This is a genomic window from Sphingomonas ginsenosidivorax (assembly GCF_007995065.1).
In the GTDB taxonomy this organism is placed as follows: domain Bacteria; phylum Pseudomonadota; class Alphaproteobacteria; order Sphingomonadales; family Sphingomonadaceae; genus Sphingomonas; species Sphingomonas ginsenosidivorax.
In genome coordinates, this window is sequence record NZ_VOQR01000001.1 from 2,893,453 (window position 1) to 2,914,028 (window position 20,576).

21 protein-coding genes are annotated in these 20,576 nt (G+C 68.1%); 12 read left to right on the top strand and 9 right to left on the bottom strand.

Going from position 1 to position 20,576, the window contains the following annotated elements; genetic code table 11:
• The 5 genes from crcB (at position 1) to FSB78_RS13175 (ending at position 3,324) form a co-directional block, all read left to right on the top strand.
• Positions 1–375 carry a fluoride efflux transporter CrcB gene (gene crcB, locus FSB78_RS13155; protein WP_422396697.1) on the top strand — a complete coding sequence of 125 codons (375 nt, stop codon included), beginning with the start codon at positions 1–3 and terminating at the stop codon, positions 373–375.
• Positions 372–1,583, top strand: coding sequence for an RluA family pseudouridine synthase (locus FSB78_RS13160; protein ID WP_147083069.1), 1,212 nt, complete (start codon positions 372–374; stop codon positions 1,581–1,583). Before crcB ends, FSB78_RS13160 begins: the two co-directional genes overlap by 4 nt.
• Positions 1,584–1,766: 183 nt before the next feature.
• Entirely contained in the window at positions 1,767–2,429 is a 663-nt protein-coding gene (locus FSB78_RS13165; protein WP_147083070.1) for an HAD-IA family hydrolase, read from the top strand.
• Positions 2,426–2,635 (top strand): hypothetical protein, encoded by a 210-nt coding sequence (locus tag FSB78_RS13170; protein WP_147083071.1) that lies wholly within the window; start codon positions 2,426–2,428, stop codon positions 2,633–2,635. Before FSB78_RS13165 ends, FSB78_RS13170 begins: the two co-directional genes overlap by 4 nt.
• Complete coding sequence (locus FSB78_RS13175; protein WP_147083072.1) at positions 2,632–3,324, top strand: ATP12 family chaperone protein; 693 nt, start codon at positions 2,632–2,634, stop codon at positions 3,322–3,324. The genes FSB78_RS13170 and FSB78_RS13175 overlap by 4 nt, the downstream gene beginning before the upstream one ends.
• Before the next feature lie 81 nt (positions 3,325–3,405).
• On the opposite strand, the gene gmk is transcribed toward FSB78_RS13175, so the two are convergent.
• The 5 genes from gmk to FSB78_RS13200 form a co-directional block, all read right to left on the bottom strand.
• Positions 3,406–4,056 carry a guanylate kinase gene (gmk, locus tag FSB78_RS13180; protein WP_147083073.1) on the bottom strand — a complete coding sequence of 217 codons (651 nt, stop codon included), beginning with the start codon at positions 4,054–4,056 and terminating at the stop codon, positions 3,406–3,408.
• 83 nt (positions 4,057–4,139) lie between these two features.
• A complete protein-coding gene (locus tag FSB78_RS13185) occupies positions 4,140–4,340 on the bottom strand; it encodes a hypothetical protein (RefSeq protein WP_147083074.1) in 201 nt (66 codons plus the stop codon).
• On the bottom strand, positions 4,337–4,549 hold the full coding sequence (locus tag FSB78_RS13190; protein WP_147083075.1) for a hypothetical protein: 213 nt from the start codon (positions 4,547–4,549) through the stop codon (positions 4,337–4,339). Before FSB78_RS13190 ends, FSB78_RS13185 begins: the two co-directional genes overlap by 4 nt.
• 181 nt (positions 4,550–4,730) lie before the next feature.
• Positions 4,731–6,128 (bottom strand): class II fumarate hydratase, encoded by a 1,398-nt coding sequence (fumC, locus tag FSB78_RS13195; protein ID WP_147083076.1) that lies wholly within the window; start codon positions 6,126–6,128, stop codon positions 4,731–4,733.
• A gap of 104 nt (positions 6,129–6,232) precedes the next feature.
• Positions 6,233–6,718, bottom strand: coding sequence for an SspB family protein (locus tag FSB78_RS13200; protein ID WP_147083077.1), 486 nt, complete (start codon positions 6,716–6,718; stop codon positions 6,233–6,235).
• A 71-nt stretch (positions 6,719–6,789) separates the two neighbouring features.
• Between FSB78_RS13200 and hisB the strand changes: the two genes are divergently transcribed.
• The 5 genes from hisB (at position 6,790) to clpB (ending at position 12,611) form a co-directional block, all read left to right on the top strand.
• The gene (gene hisB, locus FSB78_RS13205) at positions 6,790–7,377 is read left to right on the top strand and encodes an imidazoleglycerol-phosphate dehydratase HisB (RefSeq protein WP_147083078.1); all 588 of its coding nucleotides are present in this window, start codon (positions 6,790–6,792) and stop codon (positions 7,375–7,377) included.
• A 109-nt stretch (positions 7,378–7,486) separates the two neighbouring features.
• Positions 7,487–8,092, top strand: coding sequence for an imidazole glycerol phosphate synthase subunit HisH (gene hisH, locus FSB78_RS13210; RefSeq protein ID WP_147083079.1), 606 nt, complete (start codon positions 7,487–7,489; stop codon positions 8,090–8,092).
• Positions 8,093–8,180: 88 nt separating this feature from the next.
• A complete protein-coding gene (gene hisA / locus FSB78_RS13215) occupies positions 8,181–8,915 on the top strand; it encodes a 1-(5-phosphoribosyl)-5-[(5-phosphoribosylamino)methylideneamino]imidazole-4-carboxamide isomerase (RefSeq protein WP_147083080.1) in 735 nt (244 codons plus the stop codon).
• 250 nt (positions 8,916–9,165) lie between these two features.
• The gene (hisF, locus tag FSB78_RS13220; protein ID WP_147083081.1) at positions 9,166–9,939 is read left to right on the top strand and encodes an imidazole glycerol phosphate synthase subunit HisF; all 774 of its coding nucleotides are present in this window, start codon (positions 9,166–9,168) and stop codon (positions 9,937–9,939) included.
• A 95-nt stretch (positions 9,940–10,034) separates the two neighbouring features.
• Complete coding sequence (gene clpB, locus FSB78_RS13225; RefSeq protein ID WP_147083082.1) at positions 10,035–12,611, top strand: ATP-dependent chaperone ClpB; 2,577 nt, start codon at positions 10,035–10,037, stop codon at positions 12,609–12,611.
• A gap of 124 nt (positions 12,612–12,735) precedes the next feature.
• On the opposite strand, the gene FSB78_RS13230 is transcribed toward clpB, so the two are convergent.
• The 4 genes from FSB78_RS13230 to xseA form a co-directional block, all read right to left on the bottom strand.
• On the bottom strand, positions 12,736–15,768 hold the full coding sequence (locus FSB78_RS13230) for a TonB-dependent receptor domain-containing protein (protein ID WP_147083083.1): 3,033 nt from the start codon (positions 15,766–15,768) through the stop codon (positions 12,736–12,738).
• Between the two features lie 262 nt (positions 15,769–16,030).
• Positions 16,031–16,870, bottom strand: coding sequence for a M23 family metallopeptidase (locus FSB78_RS13235; RefSeq protein ID WP_147083084.1), 840 nt, complete (start codon positions 16,868–16,870; stop codon positions 16,031–16,033).
• Entirely contained in the window at positions 16,867–17,067 is a 201-nt protein-coding gene (locus FSB78_RS13240; RefSeq protein WP_147083085.1) for a DUF2093 domain-containing protein, read from the bottom strand. Before FSB78_RS13240 ends, FSB78_RS13235 begins: the two co-directional genes overlap by 4 nt.
• A 10-nt stretch (positions 17,068–17,077) precedes the next feature.
• The gene (gene xseA, locus FSB78_RS13245; RefSeq protein ID WP_147083086.1) at positions 17,078–18,451 is read right to left on the bottom strand and encodes an exodeoxyribonuclease VII large subunit; all 1,374 of its coding nucleotides are present in this window, start codon (positions 18,449–18,451) and stop codon (positions 17,078–17,080) included.
• Between xseA and purD the strand changes: the two genes are divergently transcribed.
• Entirely contained in the window at positions 18,450–19,718 is a 1,269-nt protein-coding gene (gene purD, locus FSB78_RS13250; RefSeq protein ID WP_147083087.1) for a phosphoribosylamine--glycine ligase, read from the top strand. The genes xseA and purD overlap by 2 nt on opposite strands.
• A 38-nt stretch (positions 19,719–19,756) precedes the next feature.
• Positions 19,757–20,515 carry a hypothetical protein gene (locus FSB78_RS19660; protein ID WP_147083088.1) on the top strand — a complete coding sequence of 253 codons (759 nt, stop codon included), beginning with the start codon at positions 19,757–19,759 and terminating at the stop codon, positions 20,513–20,515.
• The last annotated feature ends 61 nt before the right edge of the window (positions 20,516–20,576 follow it).

A 20,576-nucleotide genomic window follows, 5' to 3' on the forward strand; every position in this document is an offset into this window, starting at 1 on the left:
ATGTCTCTCCTGTATGTCATGCTCGGCGGCGCCTTCGGCTCCGGCGCGCGGTATCTGACGGGCCGCGCGACGCTGTCGCTGTTCGGACCCGGTTTCCCCTATGGCACGCTTGCCGTGAACCTTGTCGGCGGGCTGCTGATGGGGGCGCTGGTTGGCGTGCTCGCGCGCGCGTCGAACGGTGGCGAGACGTGGCGGCTGCTGCTCGGCGTCGGCGTGCTCGGCGGGTTCACGACCTTCTCGTCCTTCTCGCTCGATGTGGTGACGATGATCGAACGCGGCCAGCTGACGGTCGCGCTCGGCTATGTCCTCGTGTCCGTCATCGGCTCGATCGCCGCGCTGTTCGCCGGCCTCACGCTTGCAAGGACCGTCGCATGACCGCAGGCAAGAGCGACAGCAAGGACGCCGGCGTCCGCGAATATAATGTCGGCTTCGACGACGACGGCATCCGTCTCGATCGCTGGTTCAAGCGGCATCTGCCCGACACCAGCTACACCACCGTCGCGATGTGGGCGCGCACCGGCCAGCTCCGCGTCGACGGCGCCCGCGCGACCCCCGGCGACCGCATCGCCGCCGGCCAGATGCTGCGCGTGCCGCCCCCCGAGGCCGACAAGGCCGCGGCCGACGTCGACAAGCCCAAGCGCGTCCGCGAACGCGTGATCCTTTCCGAGGAAGAGACCGAGGCCGCGCAGGCGATGGTGATCCACAAGGACTTCCAGGCGTTCGTCCTCAACAAGCCCCCCGGTCTCGCGACGCAGGGCGGGACCAAGACCACGCAGCATGTCGACGGCCTGCTCGACGCGCTGCAGTACGACAATGAGGGCCGTCCCAAGCTCGTCCACCGGCTCGACAAGGACACGTCGGGCGCGCTGCTCGTCGCGCGCACCAGCCGCGCCGCGGCGTTCTTCGCCAAGGCCTTTTCGAGCCGCACCGCACGGAAGGTCTATTGGGCACTGGTGGTCGACGTACCGTCGATCGAGGACGGCATGATCGAGCTCCCAATCGCCAAGCAGCCCGGCACCGGCGGCGAGAAGATGCATGTCGACGAGGCCGAGGGCGCGCCCGCACGCACCCGCTACCGCGTCATCGAGCGCGCCGGCAACCGCGCCGCCTGGGTCGAGCTGCAGCCCTTCACCGGCCGCACGCACCAGCTCCGCGTCCACATGGCGGCGATCGGCCACCCGATCGTCGGCGACGGCAAATACGGCGGCGCCGCGGCGTTCCTGACCGGCGGCATCTCGCGGAAGATGCATCTGCACGCGCGCCGCATCAAGGTCGACCATCCCGATGGCGGCGGCATCGACGTCACCGCCGAGCTGCCGACGCATTTCGCCGAGAGCCTCAAGCAACTGGGCTTCGACGAGAAGCTCGGCGACGCGCTGGTGCTCGAAGAAAAGACCCCGATGTCGAAGGAGCAGCTGAAGAGCCGCGCCAAGGCGCACTCGAAGGTGATGCGCAAGGAGCATCGCGGCGAACGTCGCGGGCGCGGCGCGCAGGACGACAAGCCCCGCGCCAATGCACGGTCCGGTGGCGCGAAAGCGGGCAAACCCGGCGGCGTGAAGCCCAAGGGCGCGCCGAAGCGGTAAACCGTTGAAAACCCACCCCGGCGGAGGCCGGGGCCCAGTTGGGAAACGATCGTGGCGACGGGCATCGCTCCCTTACATCGACCTCACCAACTGGGCCCCGGCCTCCGCCGCGGACGCGCGGCTTTGGTCGACAGTCGTGGGTATGCGCGTTGACTGTCCTCCCGCATCATCTACCAGAGCGCGATGTCCATCCGCCTAGCCGTATTCGATTGCGACGGGACGCTCGTCGACAGCCAGGCGAACATCTGCGTCGCCTGCGAAACCGCATTCGAGGAGTCGGGCCTCGTCGCGCCGCCCCGCGCCGCCATCCGCCGCATCGTCGGGCTGAGCCTGGTTGAGGCGATGCGCGTCCTGACTCCGCAGGCGGACGACGACACGCACCGCCTGCTCGCTGAGCGCTACAAGGAATCGTTCCGCGCGATGCGCACGAGCGGCACGCTGATCGAGGAGCCGTTGTTCGACGGCATCGCCGACGTCCTGCGCAATCTGGTCGATGACGGCTGGCTGCTCGGGGTTGCGACCGGCAAGTCCGACCGCGGCCTCGCGCATATCCTCGATCAGCACGCGATCACCGGCCATTTCGTGACGCTGCAGACCGCCGACCGCCACCCGTCCAAGCCCGATCCGACGATGTTGCTCGCCGCGATGGCGGAGGCCGGCGCAAGCCCGCAGGATACCGCGATGATCGGCGACACGAGCTTCGACATGGCGATGGCCAAGGCAGCGGGCGCGCGCGCGGTGGGTGTCGCCTGGGGCTATCACGCCATCCACGAACTGTCCGACGCAGGCGCGGACGTCGTCGCCAGCGACGTCGCCGATCTGCCGCGGCTGGTAGCCCGTCCGTGACCGACAAGGCGCAGGGGCGCTGGCTGGCGCTGGTCGGCGTGCGCATCGCCGGCACCGCGGGCGCGATGCTCGGTCTCGTGCTGATCGCGCGCGCTTATGCCTGGCCGCAGAAAGCGCTCGGCGTCGCGATCGTGCTGTCGGCGCTGCTGCTGATCGCCGTGGTGCCAAGGGCGCTCGCGCACCGCTGGCGGACGCCCGAGGCATGAAGCGCTTCTGGACCGACGTCGCGATCGACGACGCCCGGGTGGTCACGCTCGACAGCAAGCCGGTGCGCACGCCCGGTCGCCGGCCACTCGCGCTCCCGACGGATGCGTTGGCGCAGGCCGTTGCCGAGGAATGGCGCGCGGTCGGCACCGACATCGATCCCAGGGCAATGCCGCTGACCGGCCTCGCCAACGCTGCTACCGATCCGATCGCGACCGATCCTGCCGCGTTCGCTGCAGGGCTCGCGCGCTATGCCGAGAGCGACCTGCTCTGCTATCGCTCCGAAGGCCCGCCGCCGCTGGTCGAGCGCCAGGCCGCGTCCTGGGATCCGCTGCTCGATTGGGCTGCGGCTCGCTATGACGTGCATTTCGCGGTGACGTCCGGCGTGATGCACGTCACGCAGCCGCCCGCGACCATCGCCAGGCTAAGCACGACCGTCGCGGCCTTCGATCCGTTCGCGCTCGCCGGGCTGTCCCCGGTCGTTACGCTCACCGGATCGGTGATCATCGCGTTGGCGCTGCTCGAACAGCGGATCGACGCCAACACAGCCTGGGCGGCGGCCGGGATCGACGAGGACTGGTCGGTCGAGATGTGGGGCGAAGACTGGCAGGCTGCTCAGTCGCGCGCGGCAAAGCGCCGCGAGTTCGATTTCGGCGTGCAGTTCCTGGGATTACTCACCCCGTCACCCTGAACTTGTTTCAGGGTCTACCCGTCCACGTGCGATACCGTGTGTGGTTGGGTGGATGCTGAACCAAGTTCAGCATGACGATGCCTAGCGCGTCAGCCGCCGGATGAACCCGATCAGCCCCTGCTGCCGCGAGCGCTTCAACCGCTCGGCCGCGAGGATCGTCTTCACGCCGCGGATGCAGCTGTCGACGTCGTCGTTGACCAGCACATAGTCGTAGCCGTCCCAGTGGCTGACCTCGTTCGCGGCGCGCGCCATCCGTGCGTCGATGACCTCGGTCGAATCCGTCCCCCGGCTGGTGAGGCGGCGGTGCAGTTCCTCCATCGACGGCGGGAAGATGAACACCCGGACCACGTCGGCGCCGGAAATCTGGAACAGCTGCTGCGCGCCCTGCCAGTCGATATCGAACAGCACGTCCTTGCCGGCGGCCAGCATCGCTTCGACCTGCCCCCTGGGCGTACCGTAGCGATGGTTGAACACGTGCGCCCATTCGAGGAACTCGTCCTCCGCCACCATGCGGCGGAATTCCTCGAGATCGACGAAATGATAGTCCTTGCCCTCGACCTCGCCCGGCCGCATCGCGCGGGTCGTTGCCGACACCGACATGGCGAGCTCGGGTTCGTCGGCGAGCAATCGTCGCGCGATCGTCGACTTGCCGGCGCCCGACGGCGAGGACAGGACGAACAACACGCCGCGGCGGCGAAAGCCATGCAGGTCGGACTGTGTGGAATGAGGCATGCGCGCCTTTGGCGCGGGGCGGCCATGGGCGTCAACCCATGGTCGCCCCGCGCCCGATATTCACGCGGTGGACTCGCGGGCGATCAATAGCCCTGCTTGCGCGCCTTGTTGCGATCATAGGCCTTCTTGGCCGCATAGCCGCCGCCAAGGATCAGACCCAGCGGACCCATGCGCCGCATCGCGCTCATCGCGACGACGCCCGCGATCGCGCCCTTGGTACCGCTGCCGCCTTCGCGGCGACCCATTTCGCGGCCAACCAATGCGCTGACAATCCGTCCAGTCATGCCTTCACCTCTCCAAAAACCTGGTCCTTCAGCTCAGCCGCGCCGCGAAGCACCGCCCAGCCGATCGCATAGGTCACCGCCATCGGCACGACGACCTTCAGCACGTTGGCGGTGATCGCGCCGATGATCGCGCCATCGGCGTTGCCGTCGTCGCCGCTCATCGAATCGATCCCCGCGCCAATCAGCGCGCCGATGGTCGTTGCACCCATGTCCGTTTCCCTTTTTGCTGCGGGGATAGCGCAGGACGGCGGCGGAGGTTCCGTGCCGACAATCCTCCCCTGCAAGGGGAGGTGGCAGCCCGCAGGGCTGACGGAGGGGTGACCCGCTATCGATAGGGTGACACCTCTCCGTCTGGCTGCGCCAGCCACCTCCCCTTGCAGGGGGGGGATTTCAGCGCCCCAGCATATCCTCCGGCCGCACCACGCGGTCGAACGTCTCGGCATCGACCAGCCCCAGCGCCAGCCCCGCCTCCTTCAGCGTCAGCCCCTCGGCATGCGCATGCTTGGCGATCTTGGCGGCATTGTCGTACCCGATCTCGGGCGCGAGCGCGGTGACCAGCATCAGCGACCGATCGACCAGCTCGCCGATCCGCCCCCGATTCGGCTCGATCCCGTCGACGCAGCGCCGCGCGAACGACTCCATCGCAACACTCAACAGGTCGATCGACCGCAGCACGTTCGCCCCGATCAGCGGCTTGAACACGTTGAGCTCCAGATGCCCCTGCATCCCCCCGACGGTGATCGCCATGTGATTTCCGATCACCTGCCCCGCCACCATCGTGAGCATCTCGCACTGAGTCGGATTGACCTTGCCCGGCATGATCGAGCTGCCGGGCTCGTTGGCGGGCAGGTCGAGCTCGCCCAGCCCAGACCGCGGCCCAGACCCCAGCAACCGGATGTCGTTGGCGATCTTGGTAAGCGCGACCGCGAGGCTGTTGAGCCGCCCTGAGAAATCCACCAGCGTGTCATTCGACGCCAGCGCCTCGAACTTGTTCGGAGCGGTCTCGAACGCAAAGCCGGTGAGCGCGCTCACCTCCCTAGCGAACGCCTCGCCGAACCCGGCCGGCGCGTTGAGGCCGGTCCCGACCGCCGTCCCACCCTGTGCCAGCCGCGCCAGCGCGTGTGTCACGAACGGCTCGATCCGCACCCGCGCGAGTTTCAGCTGCGCGCCATACCCAGAAAACTCCTGCCCCAGCGTCAGGGGCGTCGCGTCCTGGAGGTGCGTGCGGCCGATCTTGACGATGTCGTCCCACGCCGCCGCCTTGGCGAACAGCGCATCCTCCAGCCGCTGGAGCGCCGGCAGCAGGCGCTCGGTCGAGGCCAGCGCCGCGGCAATATGCAGCGCGGTCGGGAAGCTGTCGTTCGACGACTGGCTCATATTGACGTCGTCGTTCGGGTGGATCGGCGTCTTGCCGCCGCGCGTGCCGGTCAGCACCTCGTTGGCGCGCCCCGCGATCACCTCGTTGACGTTCATGTTCGACTGCGTCCCGCTGCCCGTCTGCCAGATGACGAGCGGGAACTGGTCGTCGAGCTTCCCAGCGACGATCTCCGCCGCCGCCGCCTCGATCGCGTCGGCCTTCTCCGCGGGCAGGCCATGCGCCCGGTTCACCCGCGCTGCCGCCTGCTTCACCAGCGCCAGCGCATGGACGATCTCGATCGGCATCCGCTCGCGCGCGCCGAACGGGAAGTTCTCGAGGCTGCGCTCGGTCTGCGCACCCCAGTACGCGTCTGCGGGGACTTCGATGGGACCGAGCGAGTCGGTTTCGGTCCGGGTGGTGTTTTGGGTCATCCCGTACAAACCCCCGTCATGCTGAACTTGTTTCAGCATCCACCAAGCGCCACCCACCGCGCTCGCGACGGAAAGGTGGATCCTGAACCGAGTTCAGGATGACGTCATTTCTTCCGCTTGAAGTCGACCGACACCACGTTCGAGCCGTCCTCGACCGGCGTCACCGTCGGCCCGTCATTCTCCGCCGCGTCATGCCCGCCGGGGCCGTCGTCCGGCCCCTCCTGCGCCTGGAACCGCAGCTCGAAGCTCACAGCCGGATCCTGGAACCCAGTAATCGCCGAATAGGGAATCACCAGCTTCGACGGCACCTGGTTGAACGAAAGCCCGATCGAGAACCGCTCCTCGTCGACGACCAGATCCCAATAGCGGTTCTGCATCACGATCGTCATCTCGTCGGGAAACCGCTCGATCAGCCGCTTCGGGATGTCGACGCCGGGCGCCTGCGTCTTGAAGGTGATGTAGAAATGATGCTCGCCGGGCAGCCCGCCGGCCTCCGCGACCGACCCGAGCACACGGCCGACCACGGCACGCAGGGCTTCCTGGACGATCTCATCGTACGGAATCAGACTATCGGTTAGGCCATCGCTCATGTCCCCTTGGGTAGCGCCATTCGAAGGGGGGTCAAGATTGCATGCGCCGACGGGTGCGTTATGGGGGGTTCATGCGCACCGCCACGATCTCCCGCTCCACCGCCGAGACGGCGATCGACGTCACCGTCACCCTCGACGGCACCGGCGTCTACGACGTGTCGACCGGCGTCGGCTTCTTCGACCACATGCTCGAACAGCTCTCGCGCCATTCGCTCATCGACCTGACCGTCCGCACCAAGGGCGACCTGCACATCGACGAGCATCACACCGTCGAGGACACCGGGATCGCGATCGGCCAGGCCTTCGCGCAGGCGCTCGGCGACAAGCGCGGCATCACGCGGTACGGCGACGCGCTGTCGCCGATGGACGAGACGCTGACCCGGGTCGCGCTCGACATCTCGGGTCGGCCGTGGCTGGTCTGGAAGGACCTGTTCTCGCAGCCGCGTCTCGGTGGCATGGACACCGAGATGTTCGAACATTTCTTCCACAGCTTCGCGCAGGCCGCCGGCATCACGCTGCACGTCGAGACGCTGTACGGCACCAACAACCACCACATCGCCGAAGCCGCGTTCAAGGGCGTCGCACGCGCGCTGCGCACTGCGATCGAGATCGACCCGCGCAAGGCCGACGCGATCCCGTCGACCAAGGGAATACTCTAATGCCCCCCTCCCGCTCGCGGGAGGGGCTGGGGGAGGGCCTGTCCTCCAGCGTTGCGGTCCCGGATATGTCACCCCCTCCCCTGACCCCTCCCGCAAGCGGGAGGGGGATTTGACCCTCGCGCTCATCGACTACGGCGCCGGCAACCTCCATTCGGTCGAGAACGCACTGCGCACCGCAGGCTGCACCGACCTGATCGTGACCGCGGACGCCGACACGGTCGCGAAGGCGGACCGGATCGTCCTGCCCGGAGTCGGCGCCTACGGTGCCTGCGCTGCTGCATTGCGCGCGGTTCCCGGCATGATCGACGCCCTCGACCGCCGAGTCCGCACCGAAGGCACGCCCTTCCTCGGCATCTGCGTCGGCATGCAGCTGATGGCCGACGCCGGCGAGGAGATGGGTACGCACGCCGGACTCGGGTGGATCCACGGCCGCGTGCGCCACCTGGAGCCAGCCACGATGGAGGCGAAGGTCCCGCACATGGGCTGGAACGACGTCGTGCCCAACGGCGTACATCCGCTGATCGAACCCGGCGAGGCCTATTTCCTCCACAGCTTCGCGTTCGACGGCAGCGACGTGATCGCGACCACCGACCATGCCGGCGCGGTCACCGCCGCGATCGGCCGCGACACGATGGTCGGGGTCCAGTTCCACCCCGAGAAGAGCCAGCGCTACGGCCTCGCGCTGCTGGAGCGTTTTCTGGCATGGGCGCCGTAAGACTGCCCCTCACCCCGGCAAAGGCTGGGGTCTCCCTGTTACGAAAAGACCCCAGCCTTCGCCGGGGTGACGAGTTGGAACGAAATTCATGACGCTCATCGTCTTCCCCGCCATCGACCTCAAGGCCGGCCAGGTCGTCCGCCTCGCCGAGGGCGATATGGACCGCGCCACCGTCTACGGCGACGATCCCGCCGCGCAGGCGATGCTGTTCGCGCAAGCGGGCGCCGGTCATCTCCACGTCGTCGACCTCGACGGCGCGTTCGCGGGTGCCTCGGTCAACGGCGACGCGGTCAGGGCGATCGTCAAGCAGTTCCCCGGGCACGTCCAGCTCGGCGGCGGCATCCGCACCCGCGCCAGCGTCGAAGGCTGGTTCGACCTCGGCGTCTCGCGCGTCGTCATCGGCACGGCCGCGCTCGAGGATCCCGACTTCGTCCGCGGCGTCGCGAAGGATTTCCCGGGCGGCATCGTCGTCGCGGTCGATGCCAAGGACGGCATGGTCGCGACCAAGGGCTGGGCCGACGTCTCGACGACCAGCGCGGTCGACCTCGCCCGCCGCTTCGAGGATGTCGGCGTCGCCTCGCTCCTCTTCACCGATGTCGGCCGCGACGGGATGCTCAAAGGCTGCAACGTCGAGGCCACCGTCGACCTCGCGCGCTCGGTTGACATCCCCGTGATCGCCAGCGGCGGCGTGAAAGGCATCGCCGAGATCCACGTCCTAGCCCTCCACGCCCGCGACGGCGTCGAAGGCGTCATCACCGGCCGCGCCCTCTACGACGGCCGCCTCGACCTTGCCGCAGCGCTTTCTGTAGCCTCGGCCGCATGAGGGTTCACGCGGAGGCGCGGAGACGCGGAGAGAAGGATTTTTCGCGCAGAGGCGCAGAGAACGCAGAGGCTGCGCGCCTGACCGCGACAGCAGTCCCTCATCCTATGGTCTGGATGCTCCGCTCACCGTCGCGCGCAGCCTCTCTATCTCTGCGTCCTCTGCGCCTCTGCGCGAAAACCCCTTCCTGCGCGGCTACGCCGCCCCTCCGCGTCTCCGCGCCTCCGCGTGAAACCCCCTTCTGGACCCAAGCATGACCGTCAGAGCCCGCGTCATCCCCTGCCTCGACGTCGCCGACGGCCGCGTCGTGAAGGGCGTCAACTTCGTCGAGCTCCGCGACGCCGGCGACCCCGTCGAACAGGCCCGCGCCTATGACGCCGCCGGCGCCGACGAGCTCTGTTTCCTCGACATCGGCGCGTCCCACGAAGGCCGCGGCACGATCCTCGACGTCGTCAGCCGCACTGCCGCGGTCTGCTTCATGCCGCTGACAGTAGGCGGCGGCGTGCGCACCGCCAACGACGCCCGCGCGCTTCTGCTCGCCGGCGCCGACAAGGTCGCGGTCAATTCCGCCGCGGTCGAGCGTCCCGAACTCGTCGCCGACATTGCCGAACGCTTCGGCAGCCAGTGCTGCGTCGCCAGTGTCGACGCCCGCCGCGTCGAGGGCGGCTGGGAAGTCTTCACGCATGGCGGCCGCCGCGGCACCGGAATCGACGCCGTAGCACACGCGCTGCACCTGGCAGAACTCGGCGCCGGCGAACTGCTCGTCACCTCGATGGACCGCGACGGCACGCGCAGCGGCTACGACCTCGAGCTGATCCGAGCGATCGCAGACCGCGTCAGCGTCCCCGTGGTCGCGAGCGGCGGCGTAGGCGGGCTTGACGATCTCGTCGCCGGCATCCGCGACGGCCATGCCAGCGCCGTGCTCGCCGCCTCGATCTTCCATTTCGGCCAGGCCTCGATCGGCGACGCGCACGCCGCACTGGCCGCCGCGGGCATCCCGGTCCGTCGTCCGATGGGCCGCGCCTGACGATTACCTGTAGATACTACATAGGGCGCAAATGCCTCTTGTGTTGCCCAAATGCAACACTACCTTGTCGGCAATAGTCCGACTGGGAAACTGGCATGAACATCGACAAATTCACCGACCGCGCGAAGGGCTTCCTCCAATCCGCGCAGACCGTCGCGATCCGCATGAACCACCAGCGGATCGCGCCCGAGCATCTGCTGAAGGCGCTGCTCGAGGACGAGCAGGGCATGGCCGCAGGGCTGATCACCGCCGCCGGCGGCGACCCCAAGCGTGCCGTCTCCGAAACCGACCTCGTGCTCGCGAAGATCCCCGCCGTCTCGGGTTCCGGCGCCCAGACGACGCCCGGGATCGACAACGACGCGGTCCGCATCCTCGACCAGGCCGAACAGATCGCGACCAAGGCCGGGGATAGCTTCGTCACGGTCGAGCGGCTGCTGGTCGCGCTCGCGCTGTCGCTCAACACCGCGGCGGGCAAGGCGATCAAGGCCAGCGGCGCGACCCCCGAAGGCCTCAACACCGCGATCAATAGCCTGCGCCAGGGCCGCACTGCCGACACTGCCGGTGCCGAGGACCGCTACGACGCGCTCAAGAAGTTCGCGCGCGACCTGACCCAGGCGGCACGCGACGGCAAGCTCGACCCCGTGATCGGCCGCGACGAGGAGATCCGCCGTACGATCCAGATCCTCGCGCGCCGCACCAAGAACAACCCAGTGCTGATCGGCGAACCGGGCGTCGGAAAAACGGCTATCGCGGAAGGGCTAGCCCTTCGCATCGCCAATGGCGACGTCCCCGACACGCTCAAGAACCGCCGCCTGATGTCGCTCGACATGGGCAGCCTGATCGCCGGTGCGAAATATCGCGGCGAGTTCGAGGAACGGCTGAAGGGCGTGCTCGACGAGGTGAAGGCCGCCGAGGGCGACATCGTCCTGTTCATCGACGAGATGCACCAGCTGATCGGCGCGGGCAAAGGCGAAGGCGCGATGGACGCCGGTAACTTGCTGAAACCCGCGCTCGCCCGCGGCGAACTCCACTGCGTCGGCGCGACCACGCTCGACGAATACCGCAAGCATGTCGAGAAGGACCCCGCGCTCCAGCGGCGGTTCCAGCCCGTGTTCGTCGGCGAGCCCACGGTCGAGGACACGATCAGCATCCTGCGCGGCCTCAAGGAAAAGTACGAGCTGCACCACGGCGTCCGGATCACCGACGGCGCGATCGTCGCCGCCTCGACGCTGTCGAACCGCTACATCACCGACCGCTTCCTCCCCGACAAGGCGATCGACCTGATGGACGAGGCCGCGTCGCGGATTCGCATGGAGGTCGAGAGCAAGCCCGAGGAGATCGAGACGCTCGACCGTCGCATCCTTCGCCTCAAGATCGAGCGCGAAGGGCTCAAGCGCGAGACCGACGAGGCCTCGCAGGACAGGCTCGCCAACATCGAGGGCGAACTCGCCAATCTGGAGGAGCAGTCGGCCGCGCTCACCACGCGCTGGCAGGCGGAGAAGGACAAGATCGCAGGCGGTGCGAAGCTCAAGGAACGGCTCGACGCGGCCCGGCTCGAACTCGAGCAGGCGCAGCGCTCGGGCGACCTCGCACGCGCCGGCGAGCTGTCCTACGGCACCATCCCCCAGCTGCAGCGCCAGCTCGAGGAAGCCGAGCAGCAGACGCAGGGCGCGATGCTGCGCGAGGAGGTCACCGCCGACGACATCGCCGGGGTCGTCAGCCGCTGGACCGGTATCCCGGTCGACCGGATGCTGTCGGGCGAGCGCGAGAAGCTGCTCGCGATGGAGGCGACGATCGGCAAGCGCGTGATCGGCCAGGCCGATGCGGTCCGCGCAGTCTCGACCGCGGTCCGCCGCGCACGCGCCGGACTACAGGATCCGAACCGCCCGCTCGGCTCGTTCCTGTTCCTCGGGCCAACCGGCGTCGGCAAGACCGAGCTCACCAAGGCGCTCGCCGAGTTCCTGTTCGACGATCCCGCCGCGATGGTCCGCATCGACATGAGCGAGTTCATGGAGAAGCACGCGGTGGCCCGCCTGATCGGCGCGCCTCCGGGCTATGTCGGCTATGAGGAAGGCGGCGTGCTGACCGAAGCCGTGCGGCGGCGGCCGTACCAGGTAATCCTGTTCGACGAGGTCGAGAAGGCACACAGCGACGTCTTCAACGTGCTGCTGCAGGTTCTCGACGACGGGCGGCTGACTGACGGCCAGGGCCGCACGGTGGATTTCAGCAACACGCTGATCATCCTGACGTCGAACCTCGGCAGCCAGTATCTCGCCAACATGGAGGGCGAGGACGTGTCCGCGGTCGAGCCGCAGGTGATGGAGATCGTCCGCGCGCATTTCCGCCCGGAATTCCTCAACCGGCTGGACGAGATCATCCTGTTCCACCGGCTCGGCATGGCGCAGATGGCCCCGATCGTCGACATCCAGGTTTCGCGCGTCGACAAGCTGCTGGCGGACCGCAAGATCGTGCTCGACCTGACCGACGCCGCGCGCGCCTGGCTGGGCCGCGTCGGCTACGATCCGGTCTACGGCGCCCGCCCCCTGAAGCGCGCGGTGCAACGCTACCTCCAGGACCCGCTCGCCGACCTGATCCTGCGCGGCGAAGTCAGGGACGGCGCGACAGTCCGGGTGGACGAAGGCGACGGCGAGCTCGCACTCACGGTCGCCTAAGCCTGACCATCCCCAGTCACCCCGGGCTAGACCCGGGGTGACGAACGAAGTCACGCTCACCGCCGGACACAAAAAAGGGCGGGTCCCGAAGGACCCGCCCCAATCTTTGCGTCGTGTAGGCGGCTTAGAAGCCGAACTTCACGCCTGCACGGTACTGACGACCGAAGATGCCGTCGCCACCCTGCACCGCGTTGTACAGATACGCACCGTAGGTGACGGTATCCACCGGCGGCAGGCGATCGAACACGTTCAGCGCGTTGACGTAGAAGCTGAACCGGTCGTTGACCTTGAAGTTCACGTTCGCGTCGACCGTGATGTAGCTCTTCACGTGGCAGTTGTTGTAGGCGGCGGCCAGGCCGCAATCCTTGTAGTCGTTGCCCTGGTCGGTCGCCGACAGGTCGTAACCCGACGTGTAGTTGACCGTGCTGCTGAGCGCGAAGTCACCGAAGTCGAAGGTGTTGAGCCAGTTGCCCTTCCACTCGAACGTGCCCGAACCGGCCGTCAGGTTGAAGTTGCCGAGCGTTCCCTCGTAGCGCTGCTTCACGCCGTCGATCGTCGTGCTCAGCTCGATGATGTAGCTGGCGTTCAGGTTCGACGTCCACTTGACCGGACCGAAGTCGTACGCACCGTTGATGCCGAAATCGATGCCCGACGACTTGATCGTGTCGGCATTGATCAGCTGCGAGCGGACGAACGCGATACGCGGACGCGCACCCGGGTTGTTGGTGTCGACCGCGTCGGCGATGACCTCGAACCCGGTCGGGATCGCAGCACCGGCGTAATAGGCCGCGATGGCCGGCGAGTTGTCCGGCGTGGTGATCGCGCCGGTCTTCTTGATGTTGTAGTAATCGACCGTCAGCGACAGGCTGCGGATCGGGTCGATCTTGATCCCGCCGGTGAAGCTGCGCGATTTCTCGGGCTTCAGGTTCGGCGACGCCAGCGTCGTCTGGCCGATCGAGTAGGACGTCAGGTACGTCGGGCAGCCGGTCGGCGTCGCCACCGAGCAGCCTGCACCATATTGCGCCAGGAATGCGGCGGGAATGGTGGAGAGCGACTGCGTCACATAGCCGGTCGTCGGCAGTGCGTTCGCCTCGCCGAAGCTCGGGATACGGAAGCCGCGCGAGTAGGTACCACGGACCGTCAGCTGCCGGGCCGGGGTGAAGATCGCGCCGACCTTCGGCGAGAAGTTGCTCTGGCCGGTCGAATAGTGATCGTAGCGGCCCGAACCGTTCAGCGTCAGCACGCTGAGGATCGGCGCGTTGATTTCGGCGAAGGCCGAGCTGACCGTACGGTTACCCTTGGTACCGAACGCGTTGAGCGTGAAGTAGCGCTGCGTCGGGCCATTATAGTCGTCGTTGGCGCTGGGTGCATCGACGGCTTCGTAGAAGATCGACCCGCCGACGGCGAGACGCAGGTCGCCGCCAGGCAGGGTCGCGAGCGACTTCTGCAGGGTCAGCTGTGCCTGGTACAGGTCCGACGAGGTGTCGGTGATGTTCTCGGGCGACAGGTAATCGCGCACGGCCTGGGTGTTGAGGCCCGGGTTGACGAAATTATAGCTGCCGTCGGCGATCACATCGAGCAGATGCTGGATGTACACATACCCGTTGGTCTTGAGACGCAGGTCGGTGTGCATCGCGGTCGCGTTGAAGTCGTAGTCGATGTCGTTGAGCACGGTGCCCTTGAGACCGAAGGCCGCACGGTAGACGCGGCTACGCGTTGCGTTCGACGTGACGGTGTCGGGCAGTGCGCCGACGAGGCGAGCGACCTGGCCCTGTGCCGCGAACGGGTTGTTCGGGTTGAGCGTGCCGTTGGTCGGGCCGCAGTTCACGCGCGCGGCGCAGACATAGACCGGCAGTGCCAGCACCGAGGACCCGGCTGCCAGTGCCGGGGTCTGGTTCTGCGACGTCGAGAACTGCGGGAAGAGGATGCCAGCCGGTGCGTTGGCGCGGATGGTGGCCGGACGCCCCGTATAGTTGCTCGACGACTGCTGGAAGTTGACCAGCAGGTACGCTTCCGAGCTGTCGCCGACCTTGGCGGTGAAGCGGGCCGAACCGCCGAAACGCTCGAGGTTCGGCGTCACTGCGTCATACTTGTTGGTGTTGTCGACCTGGCAGACCGTGGTCGGGGTCGTCGCGTTGACCGCCTGCGCGAGCTGGGCTGCAGTCGGGTTGTACGGGGTGCCGTTGAGGCAGCCTGCAGCCTGGTTGAGCAGCTGGTAGCGACCCGTCGCGACCGTGTTCGCGGCGTTGGCCGGACGGACATAATAGTTGCCCGTGCCGATGGCGAAGCCGTTGAGGTTGCCGGCCGAGTCCAGGCCGTTCGCGATGTTGTTCGGGCCGCACTGCGTCGTGCCGGTACGGTTCGAGCAGATGCCCGTCTCGTTGTCCGAGTTGAACGGTGCCGGCAGGTCGCGCTGGTACACCGCTTCGCTGCGATAGTAGAAGCCGCTGATATAGGCGTTGTAGCCCTTCTCGTCGAGATCGCCGGTGCCCGCGGTCAGCGTCAGGCGCTGGTTGGCGTTGACGCCGTCTTCCGAGATACCGGCTTCGGCGCGACCCGAGATGCCGTTGAACTTGCGCTTGGTGATCACGTTGACCACGCCGGCGATGGCGTCGGCGCCGTAGCTCGACGATGCGCCGTCGCGCAGCACGTCGACGCGCTCGACGATGTCGTCGGGGATGGTGTTCAGATCGACGAAGTTGCGCGAACCGTCATCCGACAGCGGATAGTAAGCGGCGCGCAGGCCGTCGAACAGCACCAGGGTCGAGTTGGTCGACAGGCCGCGCAGCGACACCGACGATGCACCGGCGGCGAATGCGCCGTTCGCGGTGAACGAGTTGGTCAGCGCCGGACCGTTGTTCGACGACAGCGCCTGGATGCCGGCCTGCACGGTGTTGATGCCGCGCGAATCGAGGTTCTCGGTGGTCAGCGTGGTCGTCGGCGAGATGCCGACGTCGGTGCCGCGGATGATCGAACCCGTGACGACGATCTCTTCGCCGGTGGTCTGGTTCTGCTCGGCGACGTCGCCCGAGCGGACGCCGTTCTGCTCCGGCGGAGTAGCCTGCTGCGCGAACGCCGGCGTCGCCATGGCGAATGCGAACGGCGTCGCAGCCGCGAGCAGGAGCGCCTTCTTGGTCAACGAAATGCTGGTCATCATGATCCCTCGCTAGAACCCGGTCGTCCGCATCGCGATACGCCGGGTGATGCTTCGCCCCCTTTCATCGCGCCGAAACGCGACCCCGAAGGACATGACGATGGGATGGAGAAGCTGTCGCATTCTGTAAAGATTGCATTCAGGAAGCGATTTCGCTTTCGTTCCCGCCTGTAGCGAAAATGACACAAGCGACGCCTAATTGCCCGAACCGGTGCGTCAAATTGCGGCATTGCAGCATTCGACGCACGATAATGTGGCAGAGCGCCTACCGCATCTCACCTGCTGCCAGCATCGGATCGAGCTTCGCGTCGCGCCAGCGCAGCGACCAGTGGAGGTGCGGGCCGGTCGCGCGGCCGGTGCGGCCGACCGCGCCGATCGGCTGGCCCTGGCGGACCCGCTCGCCGACCCTGACGTCGATCCGCGACAGATGCAGGAACGCGCTGTTCAACCCCATGCCGTGGTCGATCATCAGCAGATTGCCCTCCAGCGTGAACGGATGGTCGGCTGCCAGAATCACCACGCCGTCCGCCGGCGCGGTCACGATCGTGCCGGTCGCGCGCGCGACGTCGACGCCCGAATGATACGACCCCGCCTCGCCGTTCGCGTAGATCCGCTGCGAACCGAACAGCGTCGAGATGCGCCCCGTGACCGGCCAGGCGAACCGCTGGCGCCAGCCGTCCGACGCGGCGTTCACCGCACGCGCGGCGACGATCCGGGCCAGCTCGGGCGGACGCAGCCGAGCGAACTCGGCATCGGGCACCGGGATCTTGGGCAGCGTCGGCAACCGCGAGATCGACCATCCACGCGGCGCGACCGCCAGCGTCTCGGTGACCACACGGCCGTCGCCCAGTGTCGCCGACAGGGTCGCCTGCGGCCTGGCGTCGCGGTCGAACCCGGCGACGAACCGGCCGTCCGGCGCGACTGTCACCGGGACTCCGTCCACCGACAGCATCCGCGTGCCCGCAGGCGCAGTGCCCAGGATCAGTCCGCCCTGGCTCGCCGTCCCGGTCCAGCGGATCGCGGGTACCGACGGCGCGACCGCTTGCGGCGCGGCGCAGGCGATACCCGCCATTCCGACGAGCATCGCTGCGGCCAGCGCCTTCATCGCGGTGCCAGCGCCTCGCTGGCGAGGGTCGCGGTGGCATAGGCGGCCTGCCGCGTGACGCTCCAGTAGCGCAGGTCCTCGAGCGCGATGCGAACGCCCGATGTTTCGCACACGACATGGTCGCCGGGGCTCAGCACGCGGAACCCGTTGGCCATGTAATGAAGCCGCGCCAGGCGATCGGTATTGGACATCAGCATTTCGGATCTCTCAAAGCAGCGAGGGCTGTTCGGGCGCCCCCTTATCATAGGTTTTGCCCTGGGTCCGCTCAACCCGGGCATCGACCTCGCCGTCGCGGAACAGCAGCGTGATCGCCCCCGCCGCGCGGACGCCCTTGGCCGAGGCGAGCGTCTCGCCGCCCGGCCGCGCGGTGATCCGCGCATAGCCGCGGTCGAGGATGTTGTCCGGGTTCAGCGACTGGGCCAGCCGCCAGGTCGCCTCCAGCTGCGCGCGCTTGGCCTCCAGCTTGCGCTCCAGCGTCGCCGGGCGCAACGCCCCCGCCGACCGATCGAGACTGCCGCGCGCCAGCGTCAGCCGCCGTTCCAGCCCGCGATCGAGCCTCTGCCCCAGATCGTCGGCGCGCTGGCGTTGCGGGCCTAGCAGCTGGTCGCGCTTGGGCAGATGCCGCGCCAGCGCCGCCAGCTGCTCGCGCCCGCGCTCGACATAGCGCCGCGCGCAGCGTTCGGTGCGGTTGCGATGGCTGTCGATCGTCAGCCGCAGGTCGGCGAGCACCGGCACCGCGATCTCCGCCGCCGCGGTCGGCGTCGGCGCGCGCAGGTCGGCGGCATAGTCGCACAGCGTCGTGTCGGTCTCGTGCCCGACCGCGGAGATGATCGGGATCGAACAGCCGGCGACCGCGCGCACCACGATTTCCTCGTTGAACGACCACAGGTCCTCGACCGACCCCCCGCCCCGCGCGACGATCACCAGGTCCGGGCGCGGCACGGGTCCGCCGGCCTCGATCGCGTCGAACCCGCGCACCGCGGCGGCGATCTCGTTCGCCGAGCCGTCGCCCTGCACCTTCACAGGCCAGACGATGACGTGAGTCGGGCAGCGATCCTCGAGCCGGTGAAGGATGTCGCGGATCACCGCGCCCGTCCCCGACGTCACCACGCCGATCACCTGCGGCATGAACGGCAACGCCTTCTTGCGCGAAGGGTCGAACAGCCCCTCGCCTGCCAATTTCGCCTTCAGCTTCTCGAGCAGCGCCATCAGCGCGCCCGCGCCTGCCAGCTCCATCCGCTCGATCACGATCTGGTATTTCGACCGCCCCGGATAGGTCGTCAGCTTGCCCGTCGCGATCACCTCGATGCCGTCCTGCGGCGCGAAGGCGAGCGCGTTCGCATTGCCCTTCCAGATCACGCCGTCGATCACCGCCTGGTCGTCCTTCAACGACATGTAGCAATGGCCCGAGGCGACGCGCTTCCATCCCGATATCTCGCCGCGCAGGCGGACATGACCGAATTCGCCCTCGACCATGCGCTTCAGCTTGAACGCGAGTTCGCCGACCGAGACCGTCAGGGCGTTGTCGCCCGGCACGTCCTCGGCTACCAGCCGCGCGTCATCGAAAAAGGGATCGGGCATGAACGTCCTGCTGCTGGGCTCGGGAGGGCGCGAACATGCGCTCGCGTGGAAACTGGTGCAATCGAGCGGTCTCGATACGCTCTATGCCGCGCCGGGCAACCCCGGGATCGCGCGCCATGCGACGTGCGTCCCGCTCGATGCGACGGATCACGCCGCGGTGGTGGCGTTCGTACGCGAGCATGCGATCGGGCTCGTCGTGATCGGTCCGGAGGCGCCGCTGGTCGACGGCCTCGCCGACACGCTCGTCGCCGCCGACATCCCCGTCTTCGGTCCCACCCGAGCCGCCGCGCAGCTCGAAGGCTCGAAGGGCTTCACCAAGGAGCTGTGCACGCGCGCCGGCATTCCGACCGCAGGCTATGCGCGCGTCCGCAGCCGCGCCGCCGCGGAAACGACGATCGCCAACATCTTCGCGCTGCCGGTGGTGATCAAGGCCGACGGGCTCGCCGCCGGCAAGGGAGTGGTCATCGCGACCAGCACAGCCGAGATCGCCGCCGCGCTCGACGCCCTGTACGGCGACGACCCCGCCGCCGAGGTCGTGATCGAGGAATTCCTCGACGGCGAGGAAGCCAGCCTGTTCGTCCTCACCGACGGCAAGTCGATCATGCCGTTCGGCTCTGCCCAGGACCACAAGCGCGTCGGCGACGGCGATACCGGTCCCAACACCGGTGGCATGGGCGCCTACAGCCCCGCTTTGGTCCTCACCCCGGACCTCGAAGCGCGCGCGATCGCCGAGATCATCGAGCCGACCGTCGCGACGATGGCAGCCGAGGGCATGCCGTTCAGCGGCGTGCTCTATGCCGGGCTGATGCTGACGCGCACGGGGCCGAAGCTGATCGAATACAATGCCCGCTTCGGCGATCCCGAGACTCAGGTGCTCATGCTGCGGTTCAGGGGCGACCTGCTCGCGACGATGCTCGCGGTCGCCGAAGGGCGGCTGGCGACGATGCCCCCCGCCGCCTTCTCGGACGACACCGCGCTGACCGTGGTTATGGCCGCGAACGGCTACCCCGGTACGCCCGAAGCCGGCGGATCGATCGCCGGGCTCGACGCCGCACGCGAGGCGGGCGGCACGGTCTTCCAGGCCGGCACGCGCTACGTCGATGGCGGACTCGTCGCGGCCGGCGGCCGGGTACTGGCGGTCTCCGCGACCGGCGATGGCATCCGCGAAGCGCAGGCCAACGCCTATCGCGCGGTCGACGCCATCGACTTCCCGACCGGCTTTCATCGTCGCGACATCGGCTGGCGAGAGGTCGCGCGCGCCGATTAGGTCTCGAAAGGGGCCCGCAGCGCCGCTACGATGCCCCCATGACCAACACGACATCCGCTTCGGGCCTCAGCCTGCTGCCCGAGGGCACCGCCGCGATCACGACCGTCCACCTCGCGATCATCGCGGTGCTGGCGGTGCTCGCGATCCTCGGCATCCTGTGGGGCATGCGCAAGAAGCGCGCCCGCACCGCCGCGGCCCGCGAACTGGTCGAGCACGCGGAGGAAGCGGGCGTCCCACCCGCGACTCCCGAAGCTACACCGCGCGAAGCCACCCCGCGCGACGCGGCACCGGCGCCAACACAGTCGCAATCGCAAGGCCAGGTCGCGACGCCCCCCGTCGCCCCTGCCCCCCCGCCGATCGCGGCGCCAATCGCACCCCCAATCGAACCGACCCCCGCTCCGGTCCCGCCGGCCCCCGAAGCCACGGATCTCGCCGCGGCCGAGCCGATCGCCGACGAACCCATCGCCGCCAGCTTCGACGCCGGCCCCGCCACCGAACTCGCGCCCCCCGCGCCTCCTGCACCCGCGACCCCGGCCCCGGCGCCCGCCACCGACTACGCCAGCGAGCCCGTCACCCAGCTCAAGGGCCTCGGCCCCAAGGTCGCCGGCCGCCTCGCCGAACTCGGCGTGACGACGATCGGCGACATGTCGGCTTTGTCGAGCGACCAGGCCGAATCGATCGACGCCCAGCTCGGCGCCTTCACCGGCCGCATGGGCCGCGACCGCTGGATCGAACAGGCACGACTCCTCGCGGCTGGCGACCGGGCGGGCTTCGAGGCGGTGTTTGGGAAACTCTGACGCTGGCGGGAACGCTCGCAAAGCCCGTCATCCCAGCGCAGGCGGGGCTCTCCCAAAGCAG

Excerpts from the sequence above, each read along its gene's own strand:
- crcB (WP_422396697.1), top strand. The coding sequence starts at position 1 with ATGTCTCTCCTGTATGTCATGCTCGGCGGCGCCTTCGGCTCCGGCGCG.
- FSB78_RS13160 (WP_147083069.1), top strand. The coding sequence starts at position 372 with ATGACCGCAGGCAAGAGCGACAGCAAGGACGCCGGCGTCCGCGAATAT.
- FSB78_RS13165 (WP_147083070.1), top strand. The coding sequence starts at position 1,767 with ATGTCCATCCGCCTAGCCGTATTCGATTGCGACGGGACGCTCGTCGAC.
- FSB78_RS13175 (WP_147083072.1), top strand. The coding sequence starts at position 2,632 with ATGAAGCGCTTCTGGACCGACGTCGCGATCGACGACGCCCGGGTGGTC.
- gmk (WP_147083073.1), bottom strand. The coding sequence starts at position 4,056 with ATGCCTCATTCCACACAGTCCGACCTGCATGGCTTTCGCCGCCGCGGC.
- FSB78_RS13185 (WP_147083074.1), bottom strand. The coding sequence starts at position 4,340 with ATGACTGGACGGATTGTCAGCGCATTGGTTGGCCGCGAAATGGGTCGC.
- FSB78_RS13190 (WP_147083075.1), bottom strand. The coding sequence starts at position 4,549 with ATGGGTGCAACGACCATCGGCGCGCTGATTGGCGCGGGGATCGATTCG.
- fumC (WP_147083076.1), bottom strand. The coding sequence starts at position 6,128 with ATGACCCAAAACACCACCCGGACCGAAACCGACTCGCTCGGTCCCATC.
- FSB78_RS13200 (WP_147083077.1), bottom strand. The coding sequence starts at position 6,718 with ATGAGCGATGGCCTAACCGATAGTCTGATTCCGTACGATGAGATCGTC.
- hisB (WP_147083078.1), top strand. The coding sequence starts at position 6,790 with ATGCGCACCGCCACGATCTCCCGCTCCACCGCCGAGACGGCGATCGAC.
- hisA (WP_147083080.1), top strand. The coding sequence starts at position 8,181 with ATGACGCTCATCGTCTTCCCCGCCATCGACCTCAAGGCCGGCCAGGTC.
- hisF (WP_147083081.1), top strand. The coding sequence starts at position 9,166 with ATGACCGTCAGAGCCCGCGTCATCCCCTGCCTCGACGTCGCCGACGGC.
- clpB (WP_147083082.1), top strand. The coding sequence starts at position 10,035 with ATGAACATCGACAAATTCACCGACCGCGCGAAGGGCTTCCTCCAATCC.
- FSB78_RS13230 (WP_147083083.1), bottom strand. The coding sequence starts at position 15,768 with ATGATGACCAGCATTTCGTTGACCAAGAAGGCGCTCCTGCTCGCGGCT.
- FSB78_RS13235 (WP_147083084.1), bottom strand. The coding sequence starts at position 16,870 with ATGAAGGCGCTGGCCGCAGCGATGCTCGTCGGAATGGCGGGTATCGCC.
- FSB78_RS13240 (WP_147083085.1), bottom strand. The coding sequence starts at position 17,067 with ATGCTGATGTCCAATACCGATCGCCTGGCGCGGCTTCATTACATGGCC.
- purD (WP_147083087.1), top strand. The coding sequence starts at position 18,450 with ATGAACGTCCTGCTGCTGGGCTCGGGAGGGCGCGAACATGCGCTCGCG.
- xseA (WP_147083086.1), bottom strand. The coding sequence starts at position 18,451 with ATGCCCGATCCCTTTTTCGATGACGCGCGGCTGGTAGCCGAGGACGTG.
- FSB78_RS19660 (WP_147083088.1), top strand. The coding sequence starts at position 19,757 with ATGACCAACACGACATCCGCTTCGGGCCTCAGCCTGCTGCCCGAGGGC.